This window comes from Winogradskyella ursingii, assembly GCF_013403975.1.
GTDB lineage: Bacteria > Bacteroidota > Bacteroidia > Flavobacteriales > Flavobacteriaceae > Winogradskyella > Winogradskyella ursingii.
Genome location: NZ_JABFDH010000001.1, coordinates 354,208 through 377,574 on the forward strand (window position 1 = coordinate 354,208; position 23,367 = coordinate 377,574).

General features: G+C 40.5%; 22 protein-coding genes. All 22 read right to left on the minus strand.

The annotated features are described in order from the left end of the window. Positions 1 to 2: 2 nt before the first annotated feature. The 22 genes from HM983_RS01680 to HM983_RS01785 all read right to left on the minus strand — a co-directional run bounded on the left by HM983_RS01680 (position 3) and on the right by HM983_RS01785 (position 23,314). Positions 3 to 287, minus strand: coding sequence for a helix-turn-helix domain-containing protein (locus HM983_RS01680; RefSeq protein WP_179343528.1), 285 nt, complete (start codon positions 285 to 287; stop codon positions 3 to 5). Between the two features lie 345 nt (positions 288 to 632). After that, positions 633 to 1,484 carry an RteC domain-containing protein gene (locus HM983_RS01685; RefSeq protein WP_179343530.1) on the minus strand — a complete coding sequence of 284 codons (852 nt, stop codon included), beginning with the start codon at positions 1,482 to 1,484 and terminating at the stop codon, positions 633 to 635. Between the two features lie 469 nt (positions 1,485 to 1,953). Beyond that, a complete protein-coding gene (locus tag HM983_RS01690; RefSeq protein WP_115122645.1) occupies positions 1,954 to 2,760 on the minus strand; it encodes a DUF547 domain-containing protein in 807 nt (268 codons plus the stop codon). A gap of 42 nt (positions 2,761 to 2,802) precedes the next feature. After that, positions 2,803 to 4,734 (minus strand): heavy metal translocating P-type ATPase, encoded by a 1,932-nt coding sequence (locus tag HM983_RS01695; protein ID WP_115122646.1) that lies wholly within the window; start codon positions 4,732 to 4,734, stop codon positions 2,803 to 2,805. 1 nt (position 4,735) lies between these two features. Further along, on the minus strand, positions 4,736 to 5,092 hold the full coding sequence (locus HM983_RS01700; protein ID WP_115122647.1) for a SpoIIAA family protein: 357 nt from the start codon (positions 5,090 to 5,092) through the stop codon (positions 4,736 to 4,738). A gap of 21 nt (positions 5,093 to 5,113) precedes the next feature. Then, positions 5,114 to 5,290 (minus strand): hypothetical protein, encoded by a 177-nt coding sequence (locus tag HM983_RS01705; protein WP_170134715.1) that lies wholly within the window; start codon positions 5,288 to 5,290, stop codon positions 5,114 to 5,116. Positions 5,291 to 5,301: 11 nt separating this feature from the next. Beyond that, positions 5,302 to 6,618, minus strand: a complete 1,317-nt coding sequence (locus HM983_RS01710) for an APC family permease (RefSeq protein WP_115122648.1) — start codon at positions 6,616 to 6,618, stop codon at positions 5,302 to 5,304. A 1-nt stretch (position 6,619) separates the two neighbouring features. Continuing rightward, positions 6,620 to 7,792 carry a M28 family peptidase gene (locus HM983_RS01715; protein WP_115122649.1) on the minus strand — a complete coding sequence of 391 codons (1,173 nt, stop codon included), beginning with the start codon at positions 7,790 to 7,792 and terminating at the stop codon, positions 6,620 to 6,622. A gap of 106 nt (positions 7,793 to 7,898) precedes the next feature. Continuing rightward, complete coding sequence (locus tag HM983_RS01720) at positions 7,899 to 8,897, minus strand: sodium:calcium antiporter (RefSeq protein WP_115122650.1); 999 nt, start codon at positions 8,895 to 8,897, stop codon at positions 7,899 to 7,901. Positions 8,898 to 8,943: 46 nt separating this feature from the next. Then, positions 8,944 to 9,735: a cation diffusion facilitator family transporter gene (locus HM983_RS01725; RefSeq protein ID WP_179343532.1), complete on the minus strand. Its 792-nt coding sequence runs from the start codon at positions 9,733 to 9,735 to the stop codon at positions 8,944 to 8,946. Positions 9,736 to 9,761: 26 nt separating this feature from the next. Further along, the gene (locus HM983_RS01730) at positions 9,762 to 9,980 is read right to left on the minus strand and encodes a hypothetical protein (RefSeq protein WP_115122652.1); all 219 of its coding nucleotides are present in this window, start codon (positions 9,978 to 9,980) and stop codon (positions 9,762 to 9,764) included. A gap of 36 nt (positions 9,981 to 10,016) precedes the next feature. Continuing rightward, the gene (lpdA, locus tag HM983_RS01735) at positions 10,017 to 11,420 is read right to left on the minus strand and encodes a dihydrolipoyl dehydrogenase (protein ID WP_115122653.1); all 1,404 of its coding nucleotides are present in this window, start codon (positions 11,418 to 11,420) and stop codon (positions 10,017 to 10,019) included. 88 nt (positions 11,421 to 11,508) lie between these two features. Then, positions 11,509 to 11,928: a Fur family transcriptional regulator gene (locus HM983_RS01740; protein WP_115123031.1), complete on the minus strand. Its 420-nt coding sequence runs from the start codon at positions 11,926 to 11,928 to the stop codon at positions 11,509 to 11,511. Positions 11,929 to 11,972: 44 nt separating this feature from the next. Then, entirely contained in the window at positions 11,973 to 14,534 is a 2,562-nt protein-coding gene (locus tag HM983_RS01745; protein WP_179343534.1) for a heavy metal translocating P-type ATPase, read from the minus strand. A gap of 4 nt (positions 14,535 to 14,538) precedes the next feature. Continuing rightward, positions 14,539 to 14,898, minus strand: coding sequence for a SpoIIAA family protein (locus tag HM983_RS01750; protein ID WP_115122654.1), 360 nt, complete (start codon positions 14,896 to 14,898; stop codon positions 14,539 to 14,541). 24 nt (positions 14,899 to 14,922) lie between these two features. Continuing rightward, positions 14,923 to 15,726 carry an AlbA family DNA-binding domain-containing protein gene (locus HM983_RS01755; RefSeq protein WP_115122655.1) on the minus strand — a complete coding sequence of 268 codons (804 nt, stop codon included), beginning with the start codon at positions 15,724 to 15,726 and terminating at the stop codon, positions 14,923 to 14,925. 151 nt (positions 15,727 to 15,877) lie between these two features. Further along, complete coding sequence (locus tag HM983_RS01760; protein ID WP_115122656.1) at positions 15,878 to 16,237, minus strand: SpoIIAA family protein; 360 nt, start codon at positions 16,235 to 16,237, stop codon at positions 15,878 to 15,880. A gap of 28 nt (positions 16,238 to 16,265) precedes the next feature. Further along, positions 16,266 to 16,688, minus strand: coding sequence for a Fur family transcriptional regulator (locus tag HM983_RS01765; protein ID WP_115122657.1), 423 nt, complete (start codon positions 16,686 to 16,688; stop codon positions 16,266 to 16,268). A gap of 15 nt (positions 16,689 to 16,703) precedes the next feature. Continuing rightward, complete coding sequence (locus HM983_RS01770) at positions 16,704 to 17,042, minus strand: P-II family nitrogen regulator (RefSeq protein WP_115122658.1); 339 nt, start codon at positions 17,040 to 17,042, stop codon at positions 16,704 to 16,706. 106 nt (positions 17,043 to 17,148) lie between these two features. Next, positions 17,149 to 18,405: an efflux RND transporter periplasmic adaptor subunit gene (locus HM983_RS01775; protein ID WP_115122659.1), complete on the minus strand. Its 1,257-nt coding sequence runs from the start codon at positions 18,403 to 18,405 to the stop codon at positions 17,149 to 17,151. 18 nt (positions 18,406 to 18,423) lie between these two features. Next, on the minus strand, positions 18,424 to 22,827 hold the full coding sequence (locus tag HM983_RS01780) for a CusA/CzcA family heavy metal efflux RND transporter (protein ID WP_115122660.1): 4,404 nt from the start codon (positions 22,825 to 22,827) through the stop codon (positions 18,424 to 18,426). Positions 22,828 to 22,945: 118 nt separating this feature from the next. Next, positions 22,946 to 23,314, minus strand: coding sequence for a hypothetical protein (locus HM983_RS01785; RefSeq protein WP_115122661.1), 369 nt, complete (start codon positions 23,312 to 23,314; stop codon positions 22,946 to 22,948). Positions 23,315 to 23,367 lie beyond the last annotated feature (53 nt).

Sequence of the window (23,367 nt, forward strand, 5' to 3'; positions counted from 1 at the left end):
GCTTAAGAATTTAGACCGTGTTGAACGCGATTTGCGTTCATAACATTTTGGATTTCCTCGGCATCGTAATAAATGATTCCGCCAACTTTAGTGTAGGGCAGAGTGCCATTGATGCGCAGATTTTGAAGTGTTCCCGGACTTACTTGAAGCAAGTCCATAACCTCAGAGGATTTGAGGTATTTTTTTAGTTTCCCGCTGGCTTGTCTTGTCAGTAATTGTTTAATGTCATCGAGCAATTCCATTTTGAATTCCCGAAGGTCGTCTGTGGTAATAATACTTGTCGGCATAATAGAACGGTTTTAATGGAAAGGGACTATCTGGGTTTGTACTTTTAATTGATAGTCCCTGACCTGATTTAGCTCACAAACTTTAATATTTTAATAAAATTGAGTTCGTGAATCTTTGATTTGACTTTCGTTCTACAAATTTGGGTAGGTTTATTGGATTTTAATCCCAAGTTGCACCCAAGTAGGGTGTTTTTATTTGCTCATTTTCAATGGTTTAAATTGAATAAATTTATAAGATGCTCTTAAAATTATCTATGCCAAATGATGATAACTAAAATTAATTTTATTTTTTCCCAAGTTCCACCCAACTTGGGAAAAATTTTAACACTGTTTAAATTCAGAATGTTAACCGTCCGTTTCTTCCATTCGCCTTAAAAGTGTTGATTTAAGTCTATCAATAAATTTTGTTTGGTCGATTTTGCGTTCCCTTATTTCCAGAAAAGTTCTGTATACATTACCAAGCTTAAGCTCAAAAATGTCCTCACAGGCAGAAGCCATTTCTTTAATTCCTGCTGTACCACTTTTTATTGCTCCAGATGCCTGCAAGGCATAAATCAATTCGATAAGGTCTGTTTTTGAAGCGGTCCAGCCAAGGCGCTCACCGTTGGCAAGAGTATTTAACTTACTTTGAATACCGTAAGATAGGTCCCTCAAATAGCTTAATTCCTGAACGTAATGATTTATTAATAGATCATATGCCATAATTTTAGCAATCGCATTATTGTGGCTTGTGGAAAATTCAGCATCCGTGTAAAAATGAGAGGTGTTTGAGACCAAACTGATTTTGTCTTTCCCTCTTAGAAAGTAAAATTCATCTAAAACAGTCGATTCTTCTCTGTAATATTTAACAAAGTCAATATTTCGTCGGATACTATCTTGAAGTTTCTGAATTTCTTCGTCAATAAATATTTGTTGTGTTTGGATAGTTCCCGCAGGTCTGTTAATCAAAAAATTATACAATTTTGCATAGAATTTTAACCTACTGTAAACATAAGGTTTGTGTTTTTTGAAAAATTTTATTTCATCATCCTCATCTATAAAATCATTCTCTCTAATGTACAAGCGTAGTTTTTGCAAATATCTTCTTGAGACTGTTATTCCTCTTTCAATAACATTAAAATCTTTTAAGTCGGATTCCTCTATGTCTATTATCTCATTTTTGTAATCGTCTATTATTTTGATTATTTGATTTTCCAAATTTAATATGGGTTTAATTGTTAATAAAATAAAACCCACATTATAAATCACGGCAATTTTGGGGCTTAAAAATTTAGTTTGTTTTGTCGATAATCAACAAGGTTTAAGAATCAGTGCTTATGAATGTTCCCTTTAAAAACGAAATAGTACAATAGAAATGCAGCTATTACTACGAGGGTTATTGCAAGAATCCCTATCAACTTATCCTTTTTTGTGATATTGGTATTCGATGTTTTTCGCTTTTTTTTGTTTCTTTTAAAATTACTTTTTTGATACATTACTTTTGATTATTTTCCATTTATTTTCTGCAACCGAATCACATTGAATATGGCCAATAAAACAAGGCCTAAATCTGCAAAACAGCTTTTTATATTGTTGCATTTATAGGTGTCTTCTGTTCAGTTAGCCAGAATGTTTATACAATTTAAAAACCCTACCAAGTTTTCAAAACCTGCCGGTTTAAGAGAAATTATTTCTGGTCGTTTAGGTCCCAGTCATAATTCTTATATTCCAGCTTGGCATTGGCATTAATTTTTGTGTCTGCATATTTATTGATAAAACCAATGACATCTTTTTTACCATTAACGGTATAGTCTTTTTCATACCATTTGAATATCATTGACACCTTTGGATTAGTTGCTGAAATTTCATTAAATTTTTCATTATTAATGAAATCTTTTGTGACACGGTCTAATTGTTCATTTATCTTACCTGCTGTGTAAGCCTCGTTTAATAATGGGGGACACGACATAGATGCGCAGGCAATGGCAAAATGGATGCGAGGCTCGTTCATTTTACGTAACACACCGTTCTCAATAGTCGCCAGGGTTATTTCCCGACCGTCAATCGGTACATAAGGTTTTGTCCACGGCCCATCAATATCCTTGATGCTTTTTACTGGATAATTTTCTACAATGAGCTTTACAGTGTAAGCATTATAAGAGTTGATATAGTAGGCGAGCAATTCTGGTACAGACCAATCGTCGTTTGGATCTTGTGTGGAAAGAATTTTCAGGTAATCTTCTAAAGTCTTAAAATCTTTCTTGAAACCTTCGTAATCTACAAGGCCTTCCTTGTTAACGTACTTTCTCAACAAATTATCCCAAATCGTATGATCAACATTTACTGAAGAGTTTGTGGTTGTAGAGACTAATTTGCCTTCAACTTTCTTTGTTGGTTGCCCTTGACTGGTAATTCCTGCCGCACCTAAAAGTGAGCAGCTCTGAATACTTCCCGCAACTAACAGCAGGACAATAGTTTTAATTATAACCTTCATTTTTCTATTATTATTCTGATTTCAAATTCGTATTAAGTTCTTTTAGTTCCACTTCATTTTCTGCAATCGTACCGCATTGAGAATAGCAAGGAAAGCAACACCTACATCAGCAAAAACCGCTTCCCACATTGTCGCTAATCCACCTGCCCCAAGAATGAGGACAATAACCTTTACACCAAAGGCAAGTCCAATATTTTGCCAGACAATTCGTCGCGTTGAACGACCAATTTTAATCGCTCGTGCAATCTTGCTCGGTTGGTCGGTCTGTATAATAACATCAGCTGTTTCAATGGCGACATCGCTTCCTAAGCCGCCCATCGCAACACCTACACCACTTGCTGCTAAAACGGGTGCATCGTTAATTCCATCACCGATAAATGCGACTTTCGTATTAGGTTGTTTTTTGAGCTCTTCAACCTCATTAAGTTTATCTTCAGGTAACAGTCCGCCTTTTGCCCAATCGATGTTCAATTCTTTTGAAACTTGTTGAGTAATAGAATCCTTATCGCCCGATAGCATTATAATCTTTGAAATCCCTGCATCTCTAATTTGTTTAATGGCTTGGTGCGCATCATCCTTGAGTTCATCTGCAATGGTTACGTAGCCTGCAAATTTTCCATCAATGGCAACCATAACAATTGATTCTACGATACCATCTGTTTCCGAAGGGACTTCTATGCTGTTTGAGGTCATCAAAGCCTTATTACCTACCAACACCGTTTTTCCGTTGACTGTTCCTTTTAAACCTTTTCCTGCAACTTCTGAAACATCGGTTGCCTCATAATCCGACCCGTCCGCTTTGTATTCCAGAATTGCCTTGGCGATAGGATGTGTGGATTGTTCTTCCATCGCCATCAGGTACTTCATAAACTCGGCTTCCTCAAATGTGATGGAATTGATTTCCTTGATTTTGAAAACCCCTTTGGTAACGGTTCCTGTTTTGTCCATTACGACTGTGTTCACTTGAGTCATTGCATCGAGAAAGGATGCACCCTTGAATAGAATACCGTTTCGCGATGCCGCACCCAATCCGCCAAAATAGCCAAGGGGAATAGAAATGACCAACGCGCAAGGACACGAAATCACGAGGAATATCAATGCTCTATACAGCCAATCCCTAAACACATAATTATCTACAAAAAAGTAAGGTAGAAATGTAAGTCCGATGGCAAGGAATACAACGATAGGCGTATAAATTCTTGCAAACTTTCTAATGAACAATTCGGTCTTTGATTTTCTGGCAGTTGCATTTTGCACCATATCCAGAATTCGTGCAATGGAACTGTCCTTAAATTCCTTAGTAGTCTCGATTTCGATTACGCCATCAAGGTTGATACTTCCGGCAAAAACGGTATCACCTTTAGCAATAGTATGAGGTTTGCTTTCGCCTGTCAAGGCGGCAGTATTAAAAGACCCTTTTTTTGAAAGAAGAATACCATCAAGCGGAACTTTTTCGCCTACACGTACCTGTATCTTTTCCCCAATCTCAACAGTCTCAGGATTTACTGAAACAAAATCGCTATTACGATAAACCAAAGCTTCATTTGGTCTTATATCGAGTAAGGCTTTTATATTTCCTTTTGCACGGTTGACCGCTGCATTTTGGAACAGTTCGCCCACAGCATAGAACAACATTACGGCCACACCTTCGGGATATTCGCCGATGGCAAAAGCACCTAAAGTGGCTATGGACATCAGGAAGAACTCTGTAAAGAAATCCCCTTTTTTGATGCTTTCCCAACCTTCACTTATCACCGGAAAACCGACTGGAAGATAAGCCACGACATACCATACAATGCGAATCCAGCCCGAAAAATGTGGGAAGCTTTCAAAATAATCAAAAGTAATCCCTGCAATCAGCATTACAAAGCTGAAAATGGAAGGTATATATTCCCTAATGCTGAGACGTGATGAAACTTTGTTTTTATTTGAGGTTGTCTTCAGGTCTTTTAGATTTAAGTTTTTCTTTTTCATATTATGCTTTAATCCAATCTTTAGCTATCTGCTTATCAGATAAATCAAAATATCTGATTTCTGCGTTGGTAAAAGGCTTCATAAATTGGGTTATCCAGTCCTGCCATTTTTTTTCGCCCACCATAGCAATCTTTTCATAGTCGTTTGCGTGTGCCGCATCCATCTTTAAATCTTCCCAAAACCCCTTGACATCCCAGCCATCAAAGTCTTTCATCTCAAAATACCAGCGTACCTTCATCCCTCGGTCCAATATGGCGTGAATAAGCGGATGAATCTTTTCAATATCCTTTGCGGTCAGTTTACCACTTGCTTCAGTGGCAATTAAATTTTTCTTTGTAAGTTCCAATATTTGTAACATAATTTTTTAGTTTTAAATTTTTTATCCTTCTATATCGTAGAACCATTCTTCGGCTCTTGTAATAGCTTCTTGTAAGGCATCTTTTGCTGGCAGGTCCTTTTTTTTGACAAGCTCTTTCGCAATTTCCAATGCCTTTTCACGTACTTTAGGGTTTAAGCCATCGAGGTCGGTTTTAAAATCTTCGAACATCCAATCCATAGTTTCCTCTTTTAATGGTTAAACAACTCTTTTTCTTTTTCAGGGTCTATCTCATCCTTTGACTTTTTGTCCAAAAAATAGTCCAAGACAATGCCCACTATAATCGCACCGACAAACGCAATATAAACTTCCCAGTCAAATTGGATTACCAGAGACAGGCTGATGAGTATTGCCAAAATAGGTAGTATAGGTACTTTCCCGATTGATAGGGGAACTCTAAAGGGCCTTTCTTTGTCAGGTGCTTTAAAACGCAGCACAATCAGGGCGATATTCACGGCAACAAAAACAAGTAACGCGCCCAATGATGACATTCCCGCAACGATTTTAATATCACCCAATAACAGAAATGCAGCGACAGCAGCCATAACAACGAGGGTTGTTACCCAAGGTACTTTTTGTACATTAGTCTTGGTCATAACTTTTGGAAGTTCGCCCACACTTGCCATACCGAAAAGTAACCTGCTAATGGAAATAATGCCACTAAAAGCCGCATTGGCCGTAGCAAAAAGTGCCGCAACTGCCAAGGCTATTGGTAACCAGGAATTTAAATTTGAAGCGGCCAGCGACAATGGGGAATCTACCTTTGCTATTTCTGCGGGGTCACTTATATTGAGTACCGTAAAAGATATTAGTAGGTAAATAATAGTTGTAAAGACCATTGTCAATAAAAATGCCCTGGGAATTGTCTTGCCCGGATTTTTTACCTCAGAACCCAATGCCGCCATATGCTCGAAGCCTGTATAAACAAAAAATAAGGTAGCAGTAGCTGCCAAGGTGCCGGAAAAGGATTCCACTTGAAAAAATTCGGCTTTTGGCGGACCTGTTTCTGAAAGTCCAACCGCAATAAGAATAAACAGTCCCAATAGCTGAATACTCACCATAATGATATTGGCAGTAGAAGATTTTTTGATGCCCGTAATGCTTATTAACGAGAGTGCCAATAGTACACCATAGCTTATTAAAAGGGAAGGAACATTAAAAAAGGTATTGAAATATCCTGAAAAGGCAAGTAGCACGGCGGCGATGGTGGCCGAACTGTGAAATGCAATCGTCCAACCTGTTAGAAACGATGGAATGTCGATTTTTGGAAACGCTTTCCGTACAAAAATAAATTCCGCGCCAGCATTAGGATAGGTAGAGGACAACTCTGCATAGGACATTGCCGATACACTGGCCGCGATGGCAGCAAAAATAAAACTCAACCAAAGGTCTGTTCCCGCCTGTCCGGCAGCTGCGCCAATTACTGTATAGATTCCTGCACCAACAATCGTTCCTACACCATAAAAAGTGAGTCGAAGGGTACCCAAGGATTTTTTTAATTCTGCCATATCAATGTTGTATAATTATTTTTGGACTATAGTTTGAGGATTTAGTCTGTATATGAAAAAAATATAACCCGTCTGTAAATGAACTTGTATCAACTTGAGATGTATCCCTTAAATTGATATTACCCACTTGAATGCCCAGCGTATTGTATACGATGACGCTCTCAATTGTTTCCATTGCGTCGATATAGATTTTATTCGAAGCTGGATTGGGGTAAACATTTATCATATTTTGTTCAGTAATATTGTTAAGCCCTAATGTTGATGACAACGCACATTCCCCTAAAGTGGCAAAGGCGAGCTTCGCACATTTTTCATAAAATGGCACGTTAAATTGCCCAAGGGTATCAGACGGTGTGTGCCAAAAAGGATTAAAGTCGCCATCATATTCTTCGTTAATTCCAATAGCACTAAATCCATTATTCCAAAATGACGCGTGGTCCGTGGCCGAAATTCCTGGATTTACTAAATGTATACTTAAGCCAATAGTATAATCAATATTTGCTGCCATAGCCTTATCCGAGAGTACAAGAGAGGAAGCAACTGGTCTCACGTGAATGTCAGCAACATTATCGTTATTACCGTCCCAGCCAAGCATATCCATATTGATATATCCCAGAATATTTTCGTTTGAAGACGCCGCAGAAGATGCATAAGCATCACTACCTATTAGTCCTTGTTCTTCTTCATCCCATAATGCAAAAATAATAGTATAAGGGAAATCGTATTCAGAAAAGACTCTCGCCGCTTCCATTACAGCCGCCGTACCACTTGCATTATCATCGGCTCCCGGTACGCCCGAAACATTGTCATAATGGGCGCCAATAATAAATTTTTCATCGGGATAAAGCATTCCTTCTTTTATTCCAAAAAGATTTTTCCCAGTTGAACTAAACTGTAGGGAATCCAACTGAAGTCCGTAGGTCTGGAATTTTTCCTTGATGAATTGAAAAGCTTTTTCATTACCAGGGTGGTCCTTATGTCGTGAAATAATCATATCAGGGTTGCCCCCGATAATCACAGGTTCTTCTCCAGTGAGTTGGGCTACGAAAAATGTCATTGAATCTATTTTTACTTCATTCAAGATATTTTGAACATTTTGATTTTGAGCAAATGAAATACCATATAATAGAAGCAATAGCGATAAAGCTGTACAATTTTTTACACTTGTTTTCATATGTTTTAAGTTATATTTATTAGTAATAATTTGTTCACGTTTTTAATACTTTTACCCAATACTTCGAACTTCTTTTGATAATCTTTGAACAGTTCATTCTTCATATTTAAAATAGCTTTAGAACAAAGAACACCATTGTCAATAGATAAACTATATACGCCGCATCGAACACTAATATCTGCCACTTGCTAAAACCGTGAAGCTCCTTGCTCTGATGGACAAATACTGAATACAAAAGCGGCATCAGCCCAACGAAGGCAAGGTTCACCCAGAACAACTGAAAATCTTCGATAGGGGTGGTTACCAGTGCCAATGGGAAAAAGGCTACCGTCATCGTAACCGCATTATCTGCGATAACACTGGTGGTGCCTGCCGTTACTTCGCCTCCTTTCACCACGCTCCAGGTCTTAAATATTTCGGGGGCGGTAGTCATTATTCCCGTAATGAACAGTCCGCCGACCATTTCAGAGATACTTAGGGCAGAAACAATATTTTCAGTTGCTTTTACGATGAAAAAAGCCCCTACAGCTATCGCCAAAGCTCCCGCGACCGATAACCAAATCTGCTTTTTATCCCATTCTACTTTTTTTCCCTTTTCCCTTCCTTTTATGATGGCGTGAGCCAGAAAAACAGCATATGCCGCAAGCATAATCCAGCCATCCACAGGTTGAAGTCCGCGCCAAGCTTTAGGTAAAGTCAAAAGGGCTACAAGGGCGATAATTCCCAAATAAGGTAGGGACAGGACGGAAACGGAACGTTTATTCAGGGAAAGCACCTTGTTGTCGAGGTGTTTTTGATGCTCCTTGTTGTTCTTGAATCGCTTTCGCGAAGCGAAATAGGCTATGGTTACCATCAACGGTATGGAAATAATATTAGAACCCAGTAGATTGCCCAGACCAATATCCGATACGCCCCTTGCTGCACTGGTAATATTTATGGCCACTTCTGGGCTGGCGGTCACAATGGCAAGGAATGCCGCCCCTGCCGAAGCGGTAAGCCCCCATTGTTTTCTGAGCATCTTTAAAGGTGTCAACAGTTTGTCCGCACCCCAATGTGCCGCCCAAGCTGCCAATCCTAATACTACTACCCAAAGCCAAATATTCATTTTTATTATTGATTTATTTTTTTTCTATTTCAAGGTTTACTTAAAGCTACTTCGACAATTTTAAAATTCTTAATGCGCCACGCATTACAAACGTGAAAACGATGCCGCCAATCACCAAATCGGGCCATTTACTATTCAGAAAATAAACCAGTATCCCTGCTACTATAACACCACCATTGACAATGATATCATTGGACGTAAAAATGGCACTTGCCTGCATATGGGCCTCTTTGCTCTTGGTTTTGTTGATAAGCCAGAGCGATATCAAATTACCTACCAATGCGAAAATCGAAACGATAATCATCCATTGGAACAAAGGTGTTTCGGTATCGCTAAAAAACCTTCGCAAAACCTCTACAAACCCAAGTGTTGCCAATGCCATCTGAAAGTATCCGCTGAATTTTGCGACCTTCTTTTTTCTGGAAATGGCACCGCCTACCGCGAATAGGCTTAGCGCATATACAATGGAATCTGCCAGCATATCCAACGAATCCGCTATAAGTCCCATTGAGCCAGATATCCAACCAGTGGTCATTTCGATAACGAAAAAGCCAAAGTTGATGCCCAAGACCCACCAAAGGATTCTTTTTTGTTTGGATTGGTCTTCCAGTACGGGTGGTTCGGCTTCTGTGGTTCCCTCAAAGGAATCCCCAAGTTTTAAGCTCGCTATAGACGTTTGTATCGCCTTGATACCGTCCTCGTGGTATACCTCCAATTTCCTGTTGGGAATATCAAAATCCAAATGTTTTACTTTGGCATAAGACTCCAACTTCATCCGAATCATCTGCTCTTCCGAAGGGCAGTCCATTTTACTGATTTTAAAAGTGCTCTTGTTCATTTATATACTACTGAATTAATTGTCTTTTAGTGCTTCATTTGTTTATGCGACTCTATATACCTTTCCAAGAGTGATTTTAGGCTATCCAAATATTCCACGAACGAGCTGACGGAAATCTGGGGTGTTTCGCAATCAGGGATGGTAATAGGGTTTTCGTCGAGATATTGGTATAGTTCGGGATAGTCCTGTTCAATTCTCAATGTCAATTCGTTAATTTCCTTGGTCAATCGCTGAAGCTTCTTCATCTCTTTTATTTTTTATTGTGCCGGTTATTGTAAATCTTAGATATGCAACGCCCTGTCTTCGGTAGCTGCCAGACAGGCCTCCTTAAAGGTCTCGGAAAATGTGGGGTGACCGTGTGACATTCTTGCAATATCCTCGGCTGCTGCCCTAAATTCCATCGCTACCACCGCTTCGGTATAACTGTCTGCTATGCGAGGGCCTATCATATGCACGCCCAATATCTCATCGGTTTCCTTATCTGCGATTACCTTGATAAAACCATCCGTATCCATACTTATCTTCGCCCGTGCGTTTGCCTTATAGGGAAAAGAGCCCGTTTTTATACTTCTATTGGACTTCTTCAGTTCTTCTTCCGTCAAACCTACTCCGGCCACCTCAGGCTGGGTGTACACGATATTGGGGATGAGCGAGTAATTGATATGGGGCTTTTGGCCAACAATCCGTTCGGCTACGAAAACGCCTTCTTCACTGGCTTTATGGGCAAGCATTGCCCCTCGAATTACATCCCCAATAGCATACACACCCTTGACGTTGGTTTCGAGGTTCTCATCTACCGTTATCTGTCCTTTCTCATTGGTTTCCACTCCTATATTTTCAAGCCCTAAATTGGCGGTGTATGGCTTTCGGCCAATGGCCATAAGGCAGTAATCGCCATCTAAACCCATTTCTTCTTTACCGGAAAGATTTTCCGCTTTCAATTCTACTTTGTCCTCAGTTGCCGTTGCGTTTGTCACCTTATGTTCCAAATAAAAATCAATTCCCTGTTTTCTTAGGGAACGGTGCAATTGATGTCCCAGTGCGCCATCCATAGTGGCAATGAGGCTATCAAAATATTCTACTATAGAAACCTTTGAACCCAGGCGGGCGAATACGGAACCTATCTCAACACCGATAACGCCTCCGCCAACGACCATTAAATGCTTGGGGATTTCCCGTAGCGCAAGGGCCTCGGTAGAAGAGATGATACGCTTTTTGTCGATTTTAATATTGGGCAATGAAGTGGGTTTGGACCCTGTGGCAATGATGATTTTATCGGTTGCTATGGTTTCCGTTTTATCTTCGCCCTTAATTGCGACCGTGTTTTTGTCCTTAATGGTTCCGTGGCCTTCATAAACGGTAATCTTGTTTTTTTTCATCAGATAATCAACACCATTGATGATTTCCTGTACCACATCCTGAACCCTTTGGTTCATTTTCAGGATATCGACATTGGCTTCTTTAACATCAATCCCAAAATTTTCGAATTGATGCTTGAGTTTGTAATAATGCTCAGAGGCTTCCAACCAGGCTTTTGACGGGATACAGCCCACGTTTAGACAGGTACCGCCCAACGTGCTGTACCTTTCAACAATGGCCACTTTTAGACCCAATTGGGCGCAACGGATGGCACTTACATACCCGCCCGGGCCAGACCCTATAATTATTACATCATATTTTTCCATATTCGTAAATTTTTTAATTAAATAAGGTGGGGGAAACCTTAAGCTGACCATTGGGCGCAAGGGTTCAGTTTTAAGGCACTCCCACCTATTATTTTTTACTACAATTTTTACATACCCCTTTTAATACCAGGTTCACATCGTTTATTTCATAATCGTCCGGCAAGTTTTGTTTCGATATTCTATCCGGCAAGCAAATAGTTTTTCCACAAACGGTGCAATGAAAATGCATATGCAAATCTGAGATGTTTTCATCAGATAGTGCATATTTTGCAACGGCCGTTCCATCATCAATCTGGTGGACTATGTTTTTTTCCTCAAACAACTTCATCGTTCTATAAAACGTGGTTTTATTTGCTGTTTTGTTACTTTTACTTTTTTTGAGAAAGACCTTTTGCATTTCGTTCAGACTATCAGCATAAGTCTTCCTTTTGAGGTATTTATATATTTTTAACCTCATTTCAGTTGGGCGTATCCCTTTGGACAATAATGTTCTTTCCGTTTTTGTCATTTTATATTCTTTCAAAAAACCGGATTCTTCCAAGTCCGGGTCTTCTAATCTTTTTTATAAGCCAAAAGACGTAGCGCATTGGCCACGACTACCAAGGTAGACCCCTCGTGGAATGCCACGGCGATCCCTATGTTTGCCCAGCTCAAAATGGTAGCCGGTATCAGTAGTGCCACAACACCAAGACTTACCCATAGGTTCTGCTTGATAATGGCCTTTGCCTTTCTGCTCAAGCCAATGGCAAAGGGCAAGGTTTCCAACTTGTCGGCCATAAGTGCAACATCGGCGGTTTCTAAGGCCACATCACTACCTGCGGCACCCATCGCAATACCCACGGTACTGTTTGCCATTGCAGGCGCATCGTTTACACCATCGCCCACCATTGCCACCTTGGATTCTTTTTCTTTTAGCTCTTTAATAGCATCCACCTTTTCTTCCGGCAATAGGCTGCCCCAGGCATCGGTCAATCCTATTTCTTCCGCAACGGCATCGGCTACTTTTTGGTTATCGCCCGTAAGCATAATCATACGTTTAATACCGATTTCCTTTAGTTTTTTGAGGGTTCCCTTGGCGGCTTCACGAGGGGTATCCATTAGGGCGATGATGCCTATATATTCTTCATTCTTCCGAATGAGCATCGTAGTATTTCCCCCACCTTCAAGACCACGGACTTTTGTGGTTACCTCTTCGGAAGGTGTACTTTTATCAAGCCCTTCGTACAGGTCGAGGTTGCCGACATAGATTTTGTCATTACCCAATGATGCTTTTATGCCCTTGCCCAGCACAGCTTCCAAATCGGTCGCATCAGGTATTTCATCACCTTTCAGCCGCTCCTTTCCATCTCTAACTACTGCTTTTGCCAGGGGATGGTCGCTTAGATTCTCTACGGCCACGGCTATTTTTAAAAGTTCGTTTTCAGATATATCCCCAAGTGGAACCACTTCGGTAAGCTTGGGTTTTCCTTCGGTCAGAGTACCCGTCTTGTCAAAGGCAAGGGCGGTAATAACGCCGAGGTCTTCCAAAGGGCGACCTCCTTTAATAAGCACTCCGCCACGGGCGGCCCTTGCCACGCCACTCAATACGGCACTCGGTGTCGAAATCGCAAGGGCACAGGGACTGGCAGCAACCAATACGGCCATTGCCCTATAAAAACTATCGCTAAAGGGTTCATCGATGACCAAGAAAGCGAAGAGCAGCAGCACGACCAATACCAGTACGGAAGGCACAAAATATCTTTCAAATTTATCGGTAAGCAACTGGGTAGGCGATTTTTGGGTCTGCGCCTCATTCACCAATTTTACCAATCGAGATAGTGTAGAATCCTTCGCTTCTTTGATAACCTTTATTTCAAGGGTGTTGTTGCCATTAATGGTTCCAGAAAATACGCGGTTTTCGTCCTTTATTTCATCAACCTCTGAATAGTCTTTGGCAGTATCCTCCACGGGAACTTTGTCCACCGGTACACTTTCCCCGGTAATAGGGGCTTGGTTGACACTACTTTTACCATCGACCACGACGCCATCTGCGGATATTTTACTATTGGGCTTGACCACAATGATATCGCCAATAATTAATTTTTCAATCCCGACTTCTTCAGTCTTGCCATCTTTTTTTAGCAGGGCGGTTTTTGGTGCTAAATCTGCCAGTGCCGCAATGGACTTTCGAGCCTTCTCCATCGCATAATGTTCAAGGGCGTGCCCCAAACTAAACAGGAACAGTAACAAGGCACCTTCTGCCCATTCGCCCAGAGCAGCGGCACCAATGGCGGCTACCAACATCAAGAAGTCGATTTCAAAACCACCTTTGGCTACAGTCTGTATGGCCTCTTTCGCGGTAAAATAACCTCCAAAAAAGTAGGCGCCTATGTAGAGGGACAAGCTGACCCAATCCGGTATCGAGTCCACGTAGGACAATCCGAAACCTATTCCAAGAAGGGCACCACAAATGATGGCAAAAATAAGTTCGGTGTTCTTGCCGAAAATACCGCCGTGTGCGTGTGCCTCGCCTTCATCCTCTTTGTGGTCGTGTTCTTCACCGTCTTTGTGAACGTGGTCTTCGCTCTCGTCGATGTGTTGCTTTTCTTCCTTGTCCTGAATATGTTCGGATTTTTCTTCACCCTTGGAAACTTTCATTTTTTGAAAATACGTTTCTGTTTCAACCGAAGGTTCAATAATGGTCAACCCTTGTTTTTCTATTTTCTTTTTAATAGCCCCAAATCCTGTGATACCTTTATTAAATTCCACACGTATCATTCCGGAAGCGGAAGCGGAAACTTCGAGAACTCCATCGACCTCCTTGACTGCTTTCTCGATGGTCCGGGCGTGACGGGTGTGGCGTATCCCTTCCACTTCTACCAACTTGTGTCCAAATTTATCAGTGATTTGGGCGCCAGTAGTCTCCGCTAAAGACCGTACCCTATCAAGTGAAATGACATCGGGGTCGTAATGGAAACAGAGTTGCGGGACACCGTCTGCTTTTTCATCGGATACGTGTACATTGTCAATACCTTCACGACCTTTTAGTTTATCGATAAGCCTGTTGACACAGGCATCCTTTTCGTCCGGCACCTGTGGAAGGATTACGGGAATTTTGATTTTTAGTTTTTTCATATCCTTAGTTGTTTTGTATCCAGTTTTTTGCTTGTTCCTTATCCTGAAGGTCAAAATATTTGACTTCTGAACCGATAAAGAAATCAGTAGCTTTAGCGGCCCATTCTTGCCATTTTTTTTCGCCTACAAATGCCATTTTTCCATAATCCGATAGATGTGTAGCATCCACCTTTAAATCTGCCCAAAAGCCTTGTAGGTCATAGCCGTGAAAATCTTTTAGTTCAAAGTAGAAATCCACTTTATGCCCTTTTTCGATGATGTTGTGGATGAGCGGATGGATTTTTTCTATGTCCTTCTTTGTGATTTTACCGTTGACTTTAGCGGCGATTAAGTTTTCTTTTTCTATGTTTAATATCTGTATCATTTTTTCAATTTTATAGGGCTTATATTAATTTAAGTGTACCTCCAAATACTCCAGAGCCTCAGGCATATCCAACTCGCGGGTTCCGTTCCCGGTTCTGATAAAGAAATGCGAACGGTCGCCCAAATTTAAATACACGGGTTTTTGTGATTTGTGAACCCCTACATAACAAATATCCTTTTCTTCAAATTGATAAAAGACCACCTTTGCCAAGGGGCAAAAATGGGTGCCCAAATTGACGGACACCAACTGCATTATATACTGTTCAAACCCGTCCTTCCCCGGTTTCTTTAAAGTACCGTAATCCTGTTCCAGCCCCAGAATACGACCTTCATCATCAACCCCTATAATTAAATGCCCACCTTCGGTATTCATAAACCCTGCGATGGTCTTTGCAACTACCGTTTCCAAGGCTTTGTTTACCTTTCCTTGTCGAAGGTCCCACCGCAAGGTACTTTTGAATTCTACCTCGTGGTTTTCACCTTTGTCCAATAATTCCCTTATAAAAGTAACCCCGACTTTTTCCCTGTTTAGTCGAAATATCGTTTTTCTTGTATAGAACATCAGGGCGAGACTACTGCCCATAATGCCGAATAGGACATTTTTTAGGATTTGGTCTATATCGCTAAATCCTGCGACTTGTCCAAATGCTTTTTTGAACAGATACCACCAATTGCCTGCATCACCACCTTGGTCATATTGGAACAGGGAAATGCCCAATGGCTGTATGAAGATTATACCAACCCCAAATCCTATCGCAGCGGTAATAAGAAGTCCTCGCCTGTTCAGCGCTCCTATATTTTGATTATGTATGCCATTGGGTTGGTTCATTACCAATTTTTATTAGAAAGTTTTTACTACATTTTTCAGATTTTTTATCGGTTTTAGCCTTGTGCTATATACTTCGCTAATTTTATATTACACATCCCACACTTTACCTAAAACGTAGTATAGTTTTTCCGTTTAAATCAATTTTGCTGTTTTAATTATTTTCTTTCTCTATCCATTCTTTGGCCAATTTTTTTTCATCAGGTCCGAAGAATTTTATGTGCGCCCTTGTAAAATGTATCAAAACCTCAGTAAACTGTTCGTGCCATTTTGCGTTTCCTACCAATGCGACCCGCTTTAGTCGTTCCTCATTGGGAAGTTTTAGTTCAATACCTTTCCAATAGGCACTTGCGGTCCACCCCTCAAAATTTTCCATTTCAATATACCAGTACACTTTGTTATGTTCTTGTATGTGGTCTTTTAATTGAGATGTCATATTATCATAATCGGTAGCATCCAGCCTATTCTGAGCTATCATATATACCTTACATTCATTTTTATAAATCGTCATCATTGTTCCTGTTTTTTTTAAATCTAAAAATTTAATCCAAGTCGTCACTGCACTTCTCACAGATACCCTTTGCCACGAGGTTGATATCTTCTGCTACATAGCCTTCGGGAAGGTTTATTGTCGGAATTTTATGCTCTGTCAGACACACGGTTTCACCGCAACTATTGCAATGAAAATGTAAGTGAAGGTCGTTGCCGACCTCACATTCACAATTGTCCTCGCAAAGGGCATATTTAATGATGCCGGTACCATCTTCAATTTGATGCACGATTCCTTTTTCCTCAAATGTTTTCATAGTGCGGAATAGCGTACTTCGTTCCGAGCGTTCAAAATCTTTTTCGAGTTCGCCCAGACTAATGGCCACGTTCAATTGCGCCAACCGTTTATAGGTCATCAGGCGCATTGCCGTAGGGCGAACCCCCTTGCTTTCCAACTTCTTTACGATTTTTTCCATTTGCTATAAGAGGGATTAAAGGTCATACCGCTTCAGGGATTTCCCCGTTTTTATCTGAAATGCATCTTCGATTTCTGACAAATAAATGATGCCATCGCCAGGGTCTGGTGTCTTGCCATTTTTGAGAATGATGTCTATTGCAGATTGTGCTTCTTCGTTCTGGCAGACGAGTTCCAGTTTTACCACAGGACTGTTCGTCACGTGAAAATCGAGTGACGGTTTGGCGCCTTTTGCCTTGAACGCTCCGGTACCTTCTGCCTGTGATAGGGTCATACTTTTAAATCCGTTGTCGGTTAAGGCCTCTATTACTCTTCGTATCCTGTTCGGTTTTACAAATGCTTTTATTTCTTTCATATCATTTATTTTTAATCGATTTTGAACCGAGCCTGTTCTTTAATTTTTAACTAAATAATTAAGACGACAAACAGACTCGGAATCAAAACCTTTGATTGTTATTGAATTAGTGCCCGTGCTCCAGTTCGCCCTTAACCATTTCAGAAGAAAGGGTATAGGCTCCAACAGTGACTACCTTTATATTTTTTGCCATTTCTGAAGGGATATTGATTTCCACAAAACCAAGGTCATTTACGCCCGTACTTACAGGAATCCTTTTAAATTTTACCGTGTTTTCTTCGGTTTCCCCATCCTCATCTACAATGAAAATATAGGATTGTTCGCCTTCTTTGACGATGGCTTCTTCTGGAACAGCATAACCTGATTTTTGTCCTTCCGCAATTCTGCCTTCAACATACATACCGGGAAGCAATTCGCCATTTTTATTATCAATATCCGCGTGCACGTGCAAGGCCTTAGGGTCTTCCTCAAAGGTTTTGCCGATGGAATGTACTTCTGCGGTCAACAATTCATCAGGTTTGGAAGCTACCGTAAAGATTATTTTCTGTCCTTCTTTTACCTTTGGAATATCTTTTTCGTACACTTTAAGGTCTAAATGAATTTTAGAATTATCGCTTACGGCGAACATCTTGGACTGTGGTGCCACATAGTCCCCAAGACTTACCATTACCTCGTCTACGTAGCCTGAAATTGGCGTAGATATAGGTATTGCAGAGTAGATTTCTCCTTGTTCTACCTTGGATGTGTTAATACCCAACAAACGTAGTTTTGACCTTAAACCGTTTACACTTGAGGTAGTGGAACGAAATTTTGACTGTGCCATTTGAAATTCCTTTCCAGAGGAAACACCCTTGTCGAACAATGTCTTTTTTCGCTCAAAATCTTGCTTTAGGAACACGAGTTCATCGTTTTTTTCCTGATATTCCTGTTGCATACTTATAATATCTGGATGTTCAAGATAGGCGAGCACTTCACCCTTACGTACTTTATCTCCCTCTATAACCTTGATGGACCTAACGTTACCACCCATAAACGGGCTGATATTTGCCTTATCCTGAGGAAAAAGTTCGAGCCTTCCGGTAACCTTGATATTGTTGCCAAGATTGCGTTTTTCTAACATTTTGGTCTCAAGACCAACGGTTTGGATTTGGTCGTTGGTGAGCACTACTACGCCTTCCTCTCCTTCTTCTTCATTATGATCACCTTCTTCTTCATTGTGTTCATCGTGTGCATCTTCTTCAGCTTCCATTTTTTCGGCGGTTGTGCTTTCTTCGTTATGTCCCAATTCTGAATCGGGCTTGTCGTTGCAGCCAACCATAAAGAAGGTCATTAATGCTACACTAATTATTGCTATATATTTCATTTCTTATTCTTTTTTAAATTATAGGTTACCCAATTGATATTGCAGCTCAATGGACTGCTGGTTATATTGATTTATAAACTGTAAATGGTTTTGTTTTATCCTGATGGCACTGTTGAGAATAGTGATATAGTTCACATAATCTATTTCACCTTCTTTAGATGCCAGTTCTGCCGTAGTAATTTGCTGCTCGGCCAAAAGCAATGCACCTTCCTGATAGTAATCAAGAGTTTTTTGGGTCTTTTCCAGTGATTTTATGAGCTGCGACACCCTACTTTCGGTCACTGCCTTTTGTTCGAGGTATTGGTTCTCAGCAACCAATGCATCTGCTTTGGCAGCCTTTACCCTTGCTTTCTGTGGAAAGAACCAAAGCGGTATGCTAATGCCGGCTTGATAGGTATTGAAACCCGATACATCATCCACAATCTGTCTTCCGTAGGTTAGGTTGAACTTGGGTAGGAACTGTGCTTTTTCCACACCGACATTGGCTTTGCTTACTTCTGCATTTTGCATAGCATATTGAAGCAAAGGATTATTGGCTGTGGAAGCCGAATCTAAATTGGACAAAAAATCCATCGGTTCATAGTCCAAATTCACAGTTTCTATTTCTTGGTCAATGCCCAAATATTGTTTCAATGCCCTTTTTGCGATTTCTATATCATCATAGGCCTGCTGCCTTAAGACTTGAATCTGCTGATATTCTGAAGAGGCGGCAATAAATTCCAATTTGCCCGTTTCTCCTGTATCGTAACGCAATTCTGCAGCCGTCCTAAAGTTAGCATAAACACTGTCCAACTGTTCCGCAAAACGCAATTGCGCCTTGTTGTAATTGATGCGGTCATAAGCCTGCATCACATTGCGAATCAATTGCTGTTCGTTGACCGCGTAGAACGTTTCGCCCAGTTTAACACGTTCCTTATAGAACTTGGATTTTGAAAAACCTGAAAGTAAATCAATATTTCCTTGCTGTACACCTATGGTAGTTTGTACACCGGGAAGGTCATTACCAAATTCTTCCTTTCCTGTAAATACCTGTGTATTTCCCAAATCGAAGCTGGTACCCTTCATCGCCTGTTCACGTTCAATAAAGGCTTGGCTCTCTTTAAGGGAAGGATAATTTTCCTTGGCCAGAGCGATGGCTTCTTCCAAAGTGAGCACTTGGCTCATCTGGCCGTCCTGTGCATTTGCAGAAGTTGGGGATAAGAAACCTCCTAAACTCAATAATACCACAACCACGGTTGCACTTTTCTTGACGTAACTTGTATCGCCACCATTGCCTTTACGTTCTTTGCGAGCTTCCAGCCAATTATATAGTACTGGAACAACGACCAATGTCAAGAAAGTAGCCGATATTAGTCCACCGATTACTACCGTTGCCAGAGGGCGTTGTACCTCTGCACCTCCCGATGTGGATATGGCCATTGGTATAAAGCCCATAATAGCAGCAGTTGCTGTTAAGAGTATGGGACGTAGCCGCTCGTGTGTGGCCTCATATATTCTGTCTTTTATATTTGTCATACCGCTTTCTTTTAGTTCATTAAATTTATTGATAAGGACAAGTCCGTTTAACACTGCCACCCCAAAGAGCACGATAAATCCGACCCCAGCAGAAATACTAAATGGCATTCCCCTTATCCAAAGGGCAAAAACTCCACCGATTGCTGCCAATGGTACGGCCATATAAATCATTACCGATTGTGAAAAGGAATTGAGGGCGAAGTACAATAGGATAAAAATAAGCGCTAAGGCAATGGGTACAACAATCGTTAATCGGTCTGTTGCTCTTTGCAGGTTTTCAAAGGATCCACCATAGGTCACATAATAACCAGGTGGCAGTTTGACCTCGGCATCCAATTTTTGTTGGATTTCCTCGACCATAGACTTAACATCACGTCCTCGAACGTTTACCCCTACAGAAATACGGCGATAGGTATTATCCCTTGAAATCTGCATAGGCCCAGGCTTATAGCTGATATTTGCAACCTCTTTAAGAGGTACTTGGTTGCCGTTGGGCAAATCGATGTACAGATTTTTCAAGTTGTTGATATCCTGCCTATATTCTTTAGCCAATCGAATGACCACATCGAACCGCTTTTCGCCTTCAAAAATCACACTTGCTTGTTCTCCGGCAAAGGCGGCACTTACATAGTCGTTCAGTTTGTCGATGGTAACCCCATATTGTGCCATTTTTGCACGATTGTATTCCACCGTCATTTGAGGTAACCCACTCGTAGCTTCAACATTTAAATCAGCAGCACCGGGAACGGTTCTTATTACCGCTGCAATTTCCTGTATCTTATCGGCCAGAACGTCGAGGTCTTCCCCGTATAGTTTAATGGCGACATCTTCCCGAACCCCAGTCAAAAGCTCATTAAAACGCAATTCTACGGGTTGGGTAAAGACAAAGTTTACACCAGGAATCACGGCTATTTTTTCCTTGATTTTTTCAATGAGTTCCTCCTTGCTTTCAGCACTCTTCCATTTACTTTTATCCTTTTCAAGGATAATATAACTATCGGCAATATCCATAGGCATAGGGTCTGTAGGTATTTCTGCAACCCCAATACGTGATATCATCGTTTTAACCTCTGGGAATTCACCAATTATATTTTGCAGTTTTTTAGAAGCTTCAATGGATTCGGTAAGGCTACTGCCTGGTTTAATCAATGCTTGCATAGCTATATCGCCCTCATCGAGTTTAGGAATAAACTCTCCTCCCATATTGCTAAAAATGAATCCTGCTATCAATAATAGGCCAACTGCGCCTATTATAATTCCAGCCTTAAAACGAAGAGCGAACGTCAAAAGAGGTTTGTAAGCTCTATTGAGCCCTGACATTATCTTATCACTGAACCTGTCAATTTTATTTTCAAACTTTGCAAACCAATGATTGGGGTTTTTAGCAGGCTTTAAAAACATTGATGAAACCATTGGCACGTAAGTAAGGCACAGAATAATTGCACCTAAAACCGCAAAACCGAAGGTAAATGCCATTGGGCGAAACATCTTTCCTTCTACACCGGTTAAGAATAAAATAGGTGTAAAGACGATAAGAATAATCAACTGTCCAAAAAATGCTGAATTCATCATAGTGCTTGCAGATTCATAGGCAATCTCATCCATTTCAGCCTGTTCAATGACTTTAGTTGATTTTTTCATCCGTTGATGAATATGAAAAACCATACCTTCTACAATGATTACTGCACCGTCAACGATAATACCAAAGTCTATGGCCCCAAGTGACATTAGGTTTGCCCACACCCCAAATTGTTTCATCAAAATAAAAGCGAACAAGAGGGATAATGGAATTACCGATGCGGTAATCAAACCACCACGAAGACTTCCCAATAAAAGAACAAGTACGAATATTACAATTAGAGACCCTTCAATGAGGTTTTTCTCAACAGTACTGGTAGTGCGCGCAATGAGTTCGCTTCTGCTCAAAAATGGTTCTATATAAAGACCTTCGGGTAGGGACTTTTGGATTTCATCAATCCGTTTCTGGACATTTTCGATAACGTTACTTGGACTTTCCCCTTTAAGCATAAGTATCTGACCTCCGACAGACTCGTGGCCATCTTGCGTAAAGGCACCATAGCGTACTTGATTACCATAGCCTACTTTTTCGGCGACATCCCTTATTAAAACAGGGCTTCCGTTTTGTGTGGTTACAACTGTATTTTCTAAATCTTCGAGGCTACGGGCCAGACCTTCACCCCTAATAAAATTGGCCTGATGGTTTTTTTCAATGTAAGCACCACCTGTATTGGCATTGTTCATTTTAAGCGCTTCAAAAACTTGGCTCATAGTAATGCCAAAACTTTTAAGTTTATCGGGGCTTAGTGCTACTTCATATTGCTTTACATATCCTCCAAAAGCGTTGACCTCAACGACACCAGGCACCAATGCCATCTGTCGTTTCACCAACCAATCTTGAACGGAACGCAGTTCCATAGCGTCATATTGGTCTTCATAACCTTCTTTTACTTTTATGGTATATTGGAATATTTCACCCAGACCTGTAGTTATAGGCGCCATAAAGGGGGTTCCAAAACCCTCTGGAATTTCTTCGCTGACCTCAGAGAGCTTTTCTTGTACGAGTTGCCGAGGCAGATACGTACCAGCTTCATCCTTAAAAACGATAGTTACTACGGAAAGCCCAAAACGGGAAACGGAACGAAGCTCAACAACATCAGGTAGATTAGCCATTGCCAACTCCACTGGATAGGTAACAAATTGTTCAATATCTTCTGTTCCAAGATTTGGTGCGGTGGTTATCACCTGTACTTGGTTGTTTGTAATATCGGGTACGGAACCCAAATTTATAGTGGCCATAGACCAAATACCTGTACCAACGAGTGCCACTATAAAGAGTCCAATAATAAATTTATTATTAATGGAAAATGAAATGATTTTGTTAATCATAGAAAATGTATTAATTCAGTTTAAAACTTACGGTGCGAATAGATGCAACGTATTTATAAAGCAATGCCTACTTTGAGAAACATCACGTTAGGATATAGCTATCCTTAAAAAAACTGAATTATACTTGAGGGGGTTGAAAAAGGGATTCCAGATATATGGAATTGAAGTTGACAGTATATGAATTAAACTGCTCTTTATCTTCAAACTTAAATCGATTGATTTGAGCTGTTGCGGTGTTTGCTATAAACACTACAGGATGACAACATTGATGATGAGAATGGGTAGGTATATTCTCCTTGTCTGAATTATTATGATGTCCTTCGCTTTTTGTGTCGTTTTCGATGTAATCTTCTACTATATATTCAAAGAAAGAGTCGCCATAAACTTTATGATCTTGATAATGTGAAATTAAGTTTGAAATTTCTTTGATTGGTCCACATAAGTCCATATCAATACTGATTCCCTGAAAAAAGAGTAAAATAGACATTGATATGGAAAATATTATTTTCATAAAGTTTTACAAATATACAAATTAATCGA

What these genes read in the sequence shown, in the direction of transcription:
- HM983_RS01725 (WP_179343532.1), bottom strand. Translation starts at nt 9,735, where the DNA reads ATGAACAAGAGCACTTTTAAAATCAGTAAAATGGACTGCCCTTCGGAA.
- HM983_RS01780 (WP_115122660.1), bottom strand. Translation starts at nt 22,827, where the DNA reads ATGATTAACAAAATCATTTCATTTTCCATTAATAATAAATTTATTATT.
- HM983_RS01765 (WP_115122657.1), bottom strand. Translation starts at nt 16,688, where the DNA reads ATGGAAAAAATCGTAAAGAAGTTGGAAAGCAAGGGGGTTCGCCCTACG.
- HM983_RS01690 (WP_115122645.1), bottom strand. Translation starts at nt 2,760, where the DNA reads ATGAAGGTTATAATTAAAACTATTGTCCTGCTGTTAGTTGCGGGAAGT.
- HM983_RS01775 (WP_115122659.1), bottom strand. Translation starts at nt 18,405, where the DNA reads ATGAAATATATAGCAATAATTAGTGTAGCATTAATGACCTTCTTTATG.
- HM983_RS01770 (WP_115122658.1), bottom strand. Translation starts at nt 17,042, where the DNA reads ATGAAAGAAATAAAAGCATTTGTAAAACCGAACAGGATACGAAGAGTA.
- HM983_RS01785 (WP_115122661.1), bottom strand. Translation starts at nt 23,314, where the DNA reads ATGTCTATTTTACTCTTTTTTCAGGGAATCAGTATTGATATGGACTTA.
- HM983_RS01720 (WP_115122650.1), bottom strand. Translation starts at nt 8,897, where the DNA reads ATGAATATTTGGCTTTGGGTAGTAGTATTAGGATTGGCAGCTTGGGCG.
- HM983_RS01760 (WP_115122656.1), bottom strand. Translation starts at nt 16,237, where the DNA reads ATGATGACGATTTATAAAAATGAATGTAAGGTATATATGATAGCTCAG.
- HM983_RS01695 (WP_115122646.1), bottom strand. Translation starts at nt 4,734, where the DNA reads ATGAAAAAGAAAAACTTAAATCTAAAAGACCTGAAGACAACCTCAAAT.
- HM983_RS01710 (WP_115122648.1), bottom strand. Translation starts at nt 6,618, where the DNA reads ATGGCAGAATTAAAAAAATCCTTGGGTACCCTTCGACTCACTTTTTAT.
- HM983_RS01755 (WP_115122655.1), bottom strand. Translation starts at nt 15,726, where the DNA reads ATGAACCAACCCAATGGCATACATAATCAAAATATAGGAGCGCTGAAC.
- HM983_RS01745 (WP_179343534.1), bottom strand. Translation starts at nt 14,534, where the DNA reads ATGAAAAAACTAAAAATCAAAATTCCCGTAATCCTTCCACAGGTGCCG.
- HM983_RS01680 (WP_179343528.1), bottom strand. Translation starts at nt 287, where the DNA reads ATGCCGACAAGTATTATTACCACAGACGACCTTCGGGAATTCAAAATG.
- HM983_RS01750 (WP_115122654.1), bottom strand. Translation starts at nt 14,898, where the DNA reads ATGATACAGATATTAAACATAGAAAAAGAAAACTTAATCGCCGCTAAA.
- HM983_RS01700 (WP_115122647.1), bottom strand. Translation starts at nt 5,092, where the DNA reads ATGTTACAAATATTGGAACTTACAAAGAAAAATTTAATTGCCACTGAA.
- HM983_RS01705 (WP_170134715.1), bottom strand. Translation starts at nt 5,290, where the DNA reads ATGGATTGGATGTTCGAAGATTTTAAAACCGACCTCGATGGCTTAAAC.
- HM983_RS01730 (WP_115122652.1), bottom strand. Translation starts at nt 9,980, where the DNA reads ATGAAGAAGCTTCAGCGATTGACCAAGGAAATTAACGAATTGACATTG.
- HM983_RS01740 (WP_115123031.1), bottom strand. Translation starts at nt 11,928, where the DNA reads ATGACAAAAACGGAAAGAACATTATTGTCCAAAGGGATACGCCCAACT.
- lpdA (WP_115122653.1), bottom strand. Translation starts at nt 11,420, where the DNA reads ATGGAAAAATATGATGTAATAATTATAGGGTCTGGCCCGGGCGGGTAT.
- HM983_RS01715 (WP_115122649.1), bottom strand. Translation starts at nt 7,792, where the DNA reads ATGAAAACAAGTGTAAAAAATTGTACAGCTTTATCGCTATTGCTTCTA.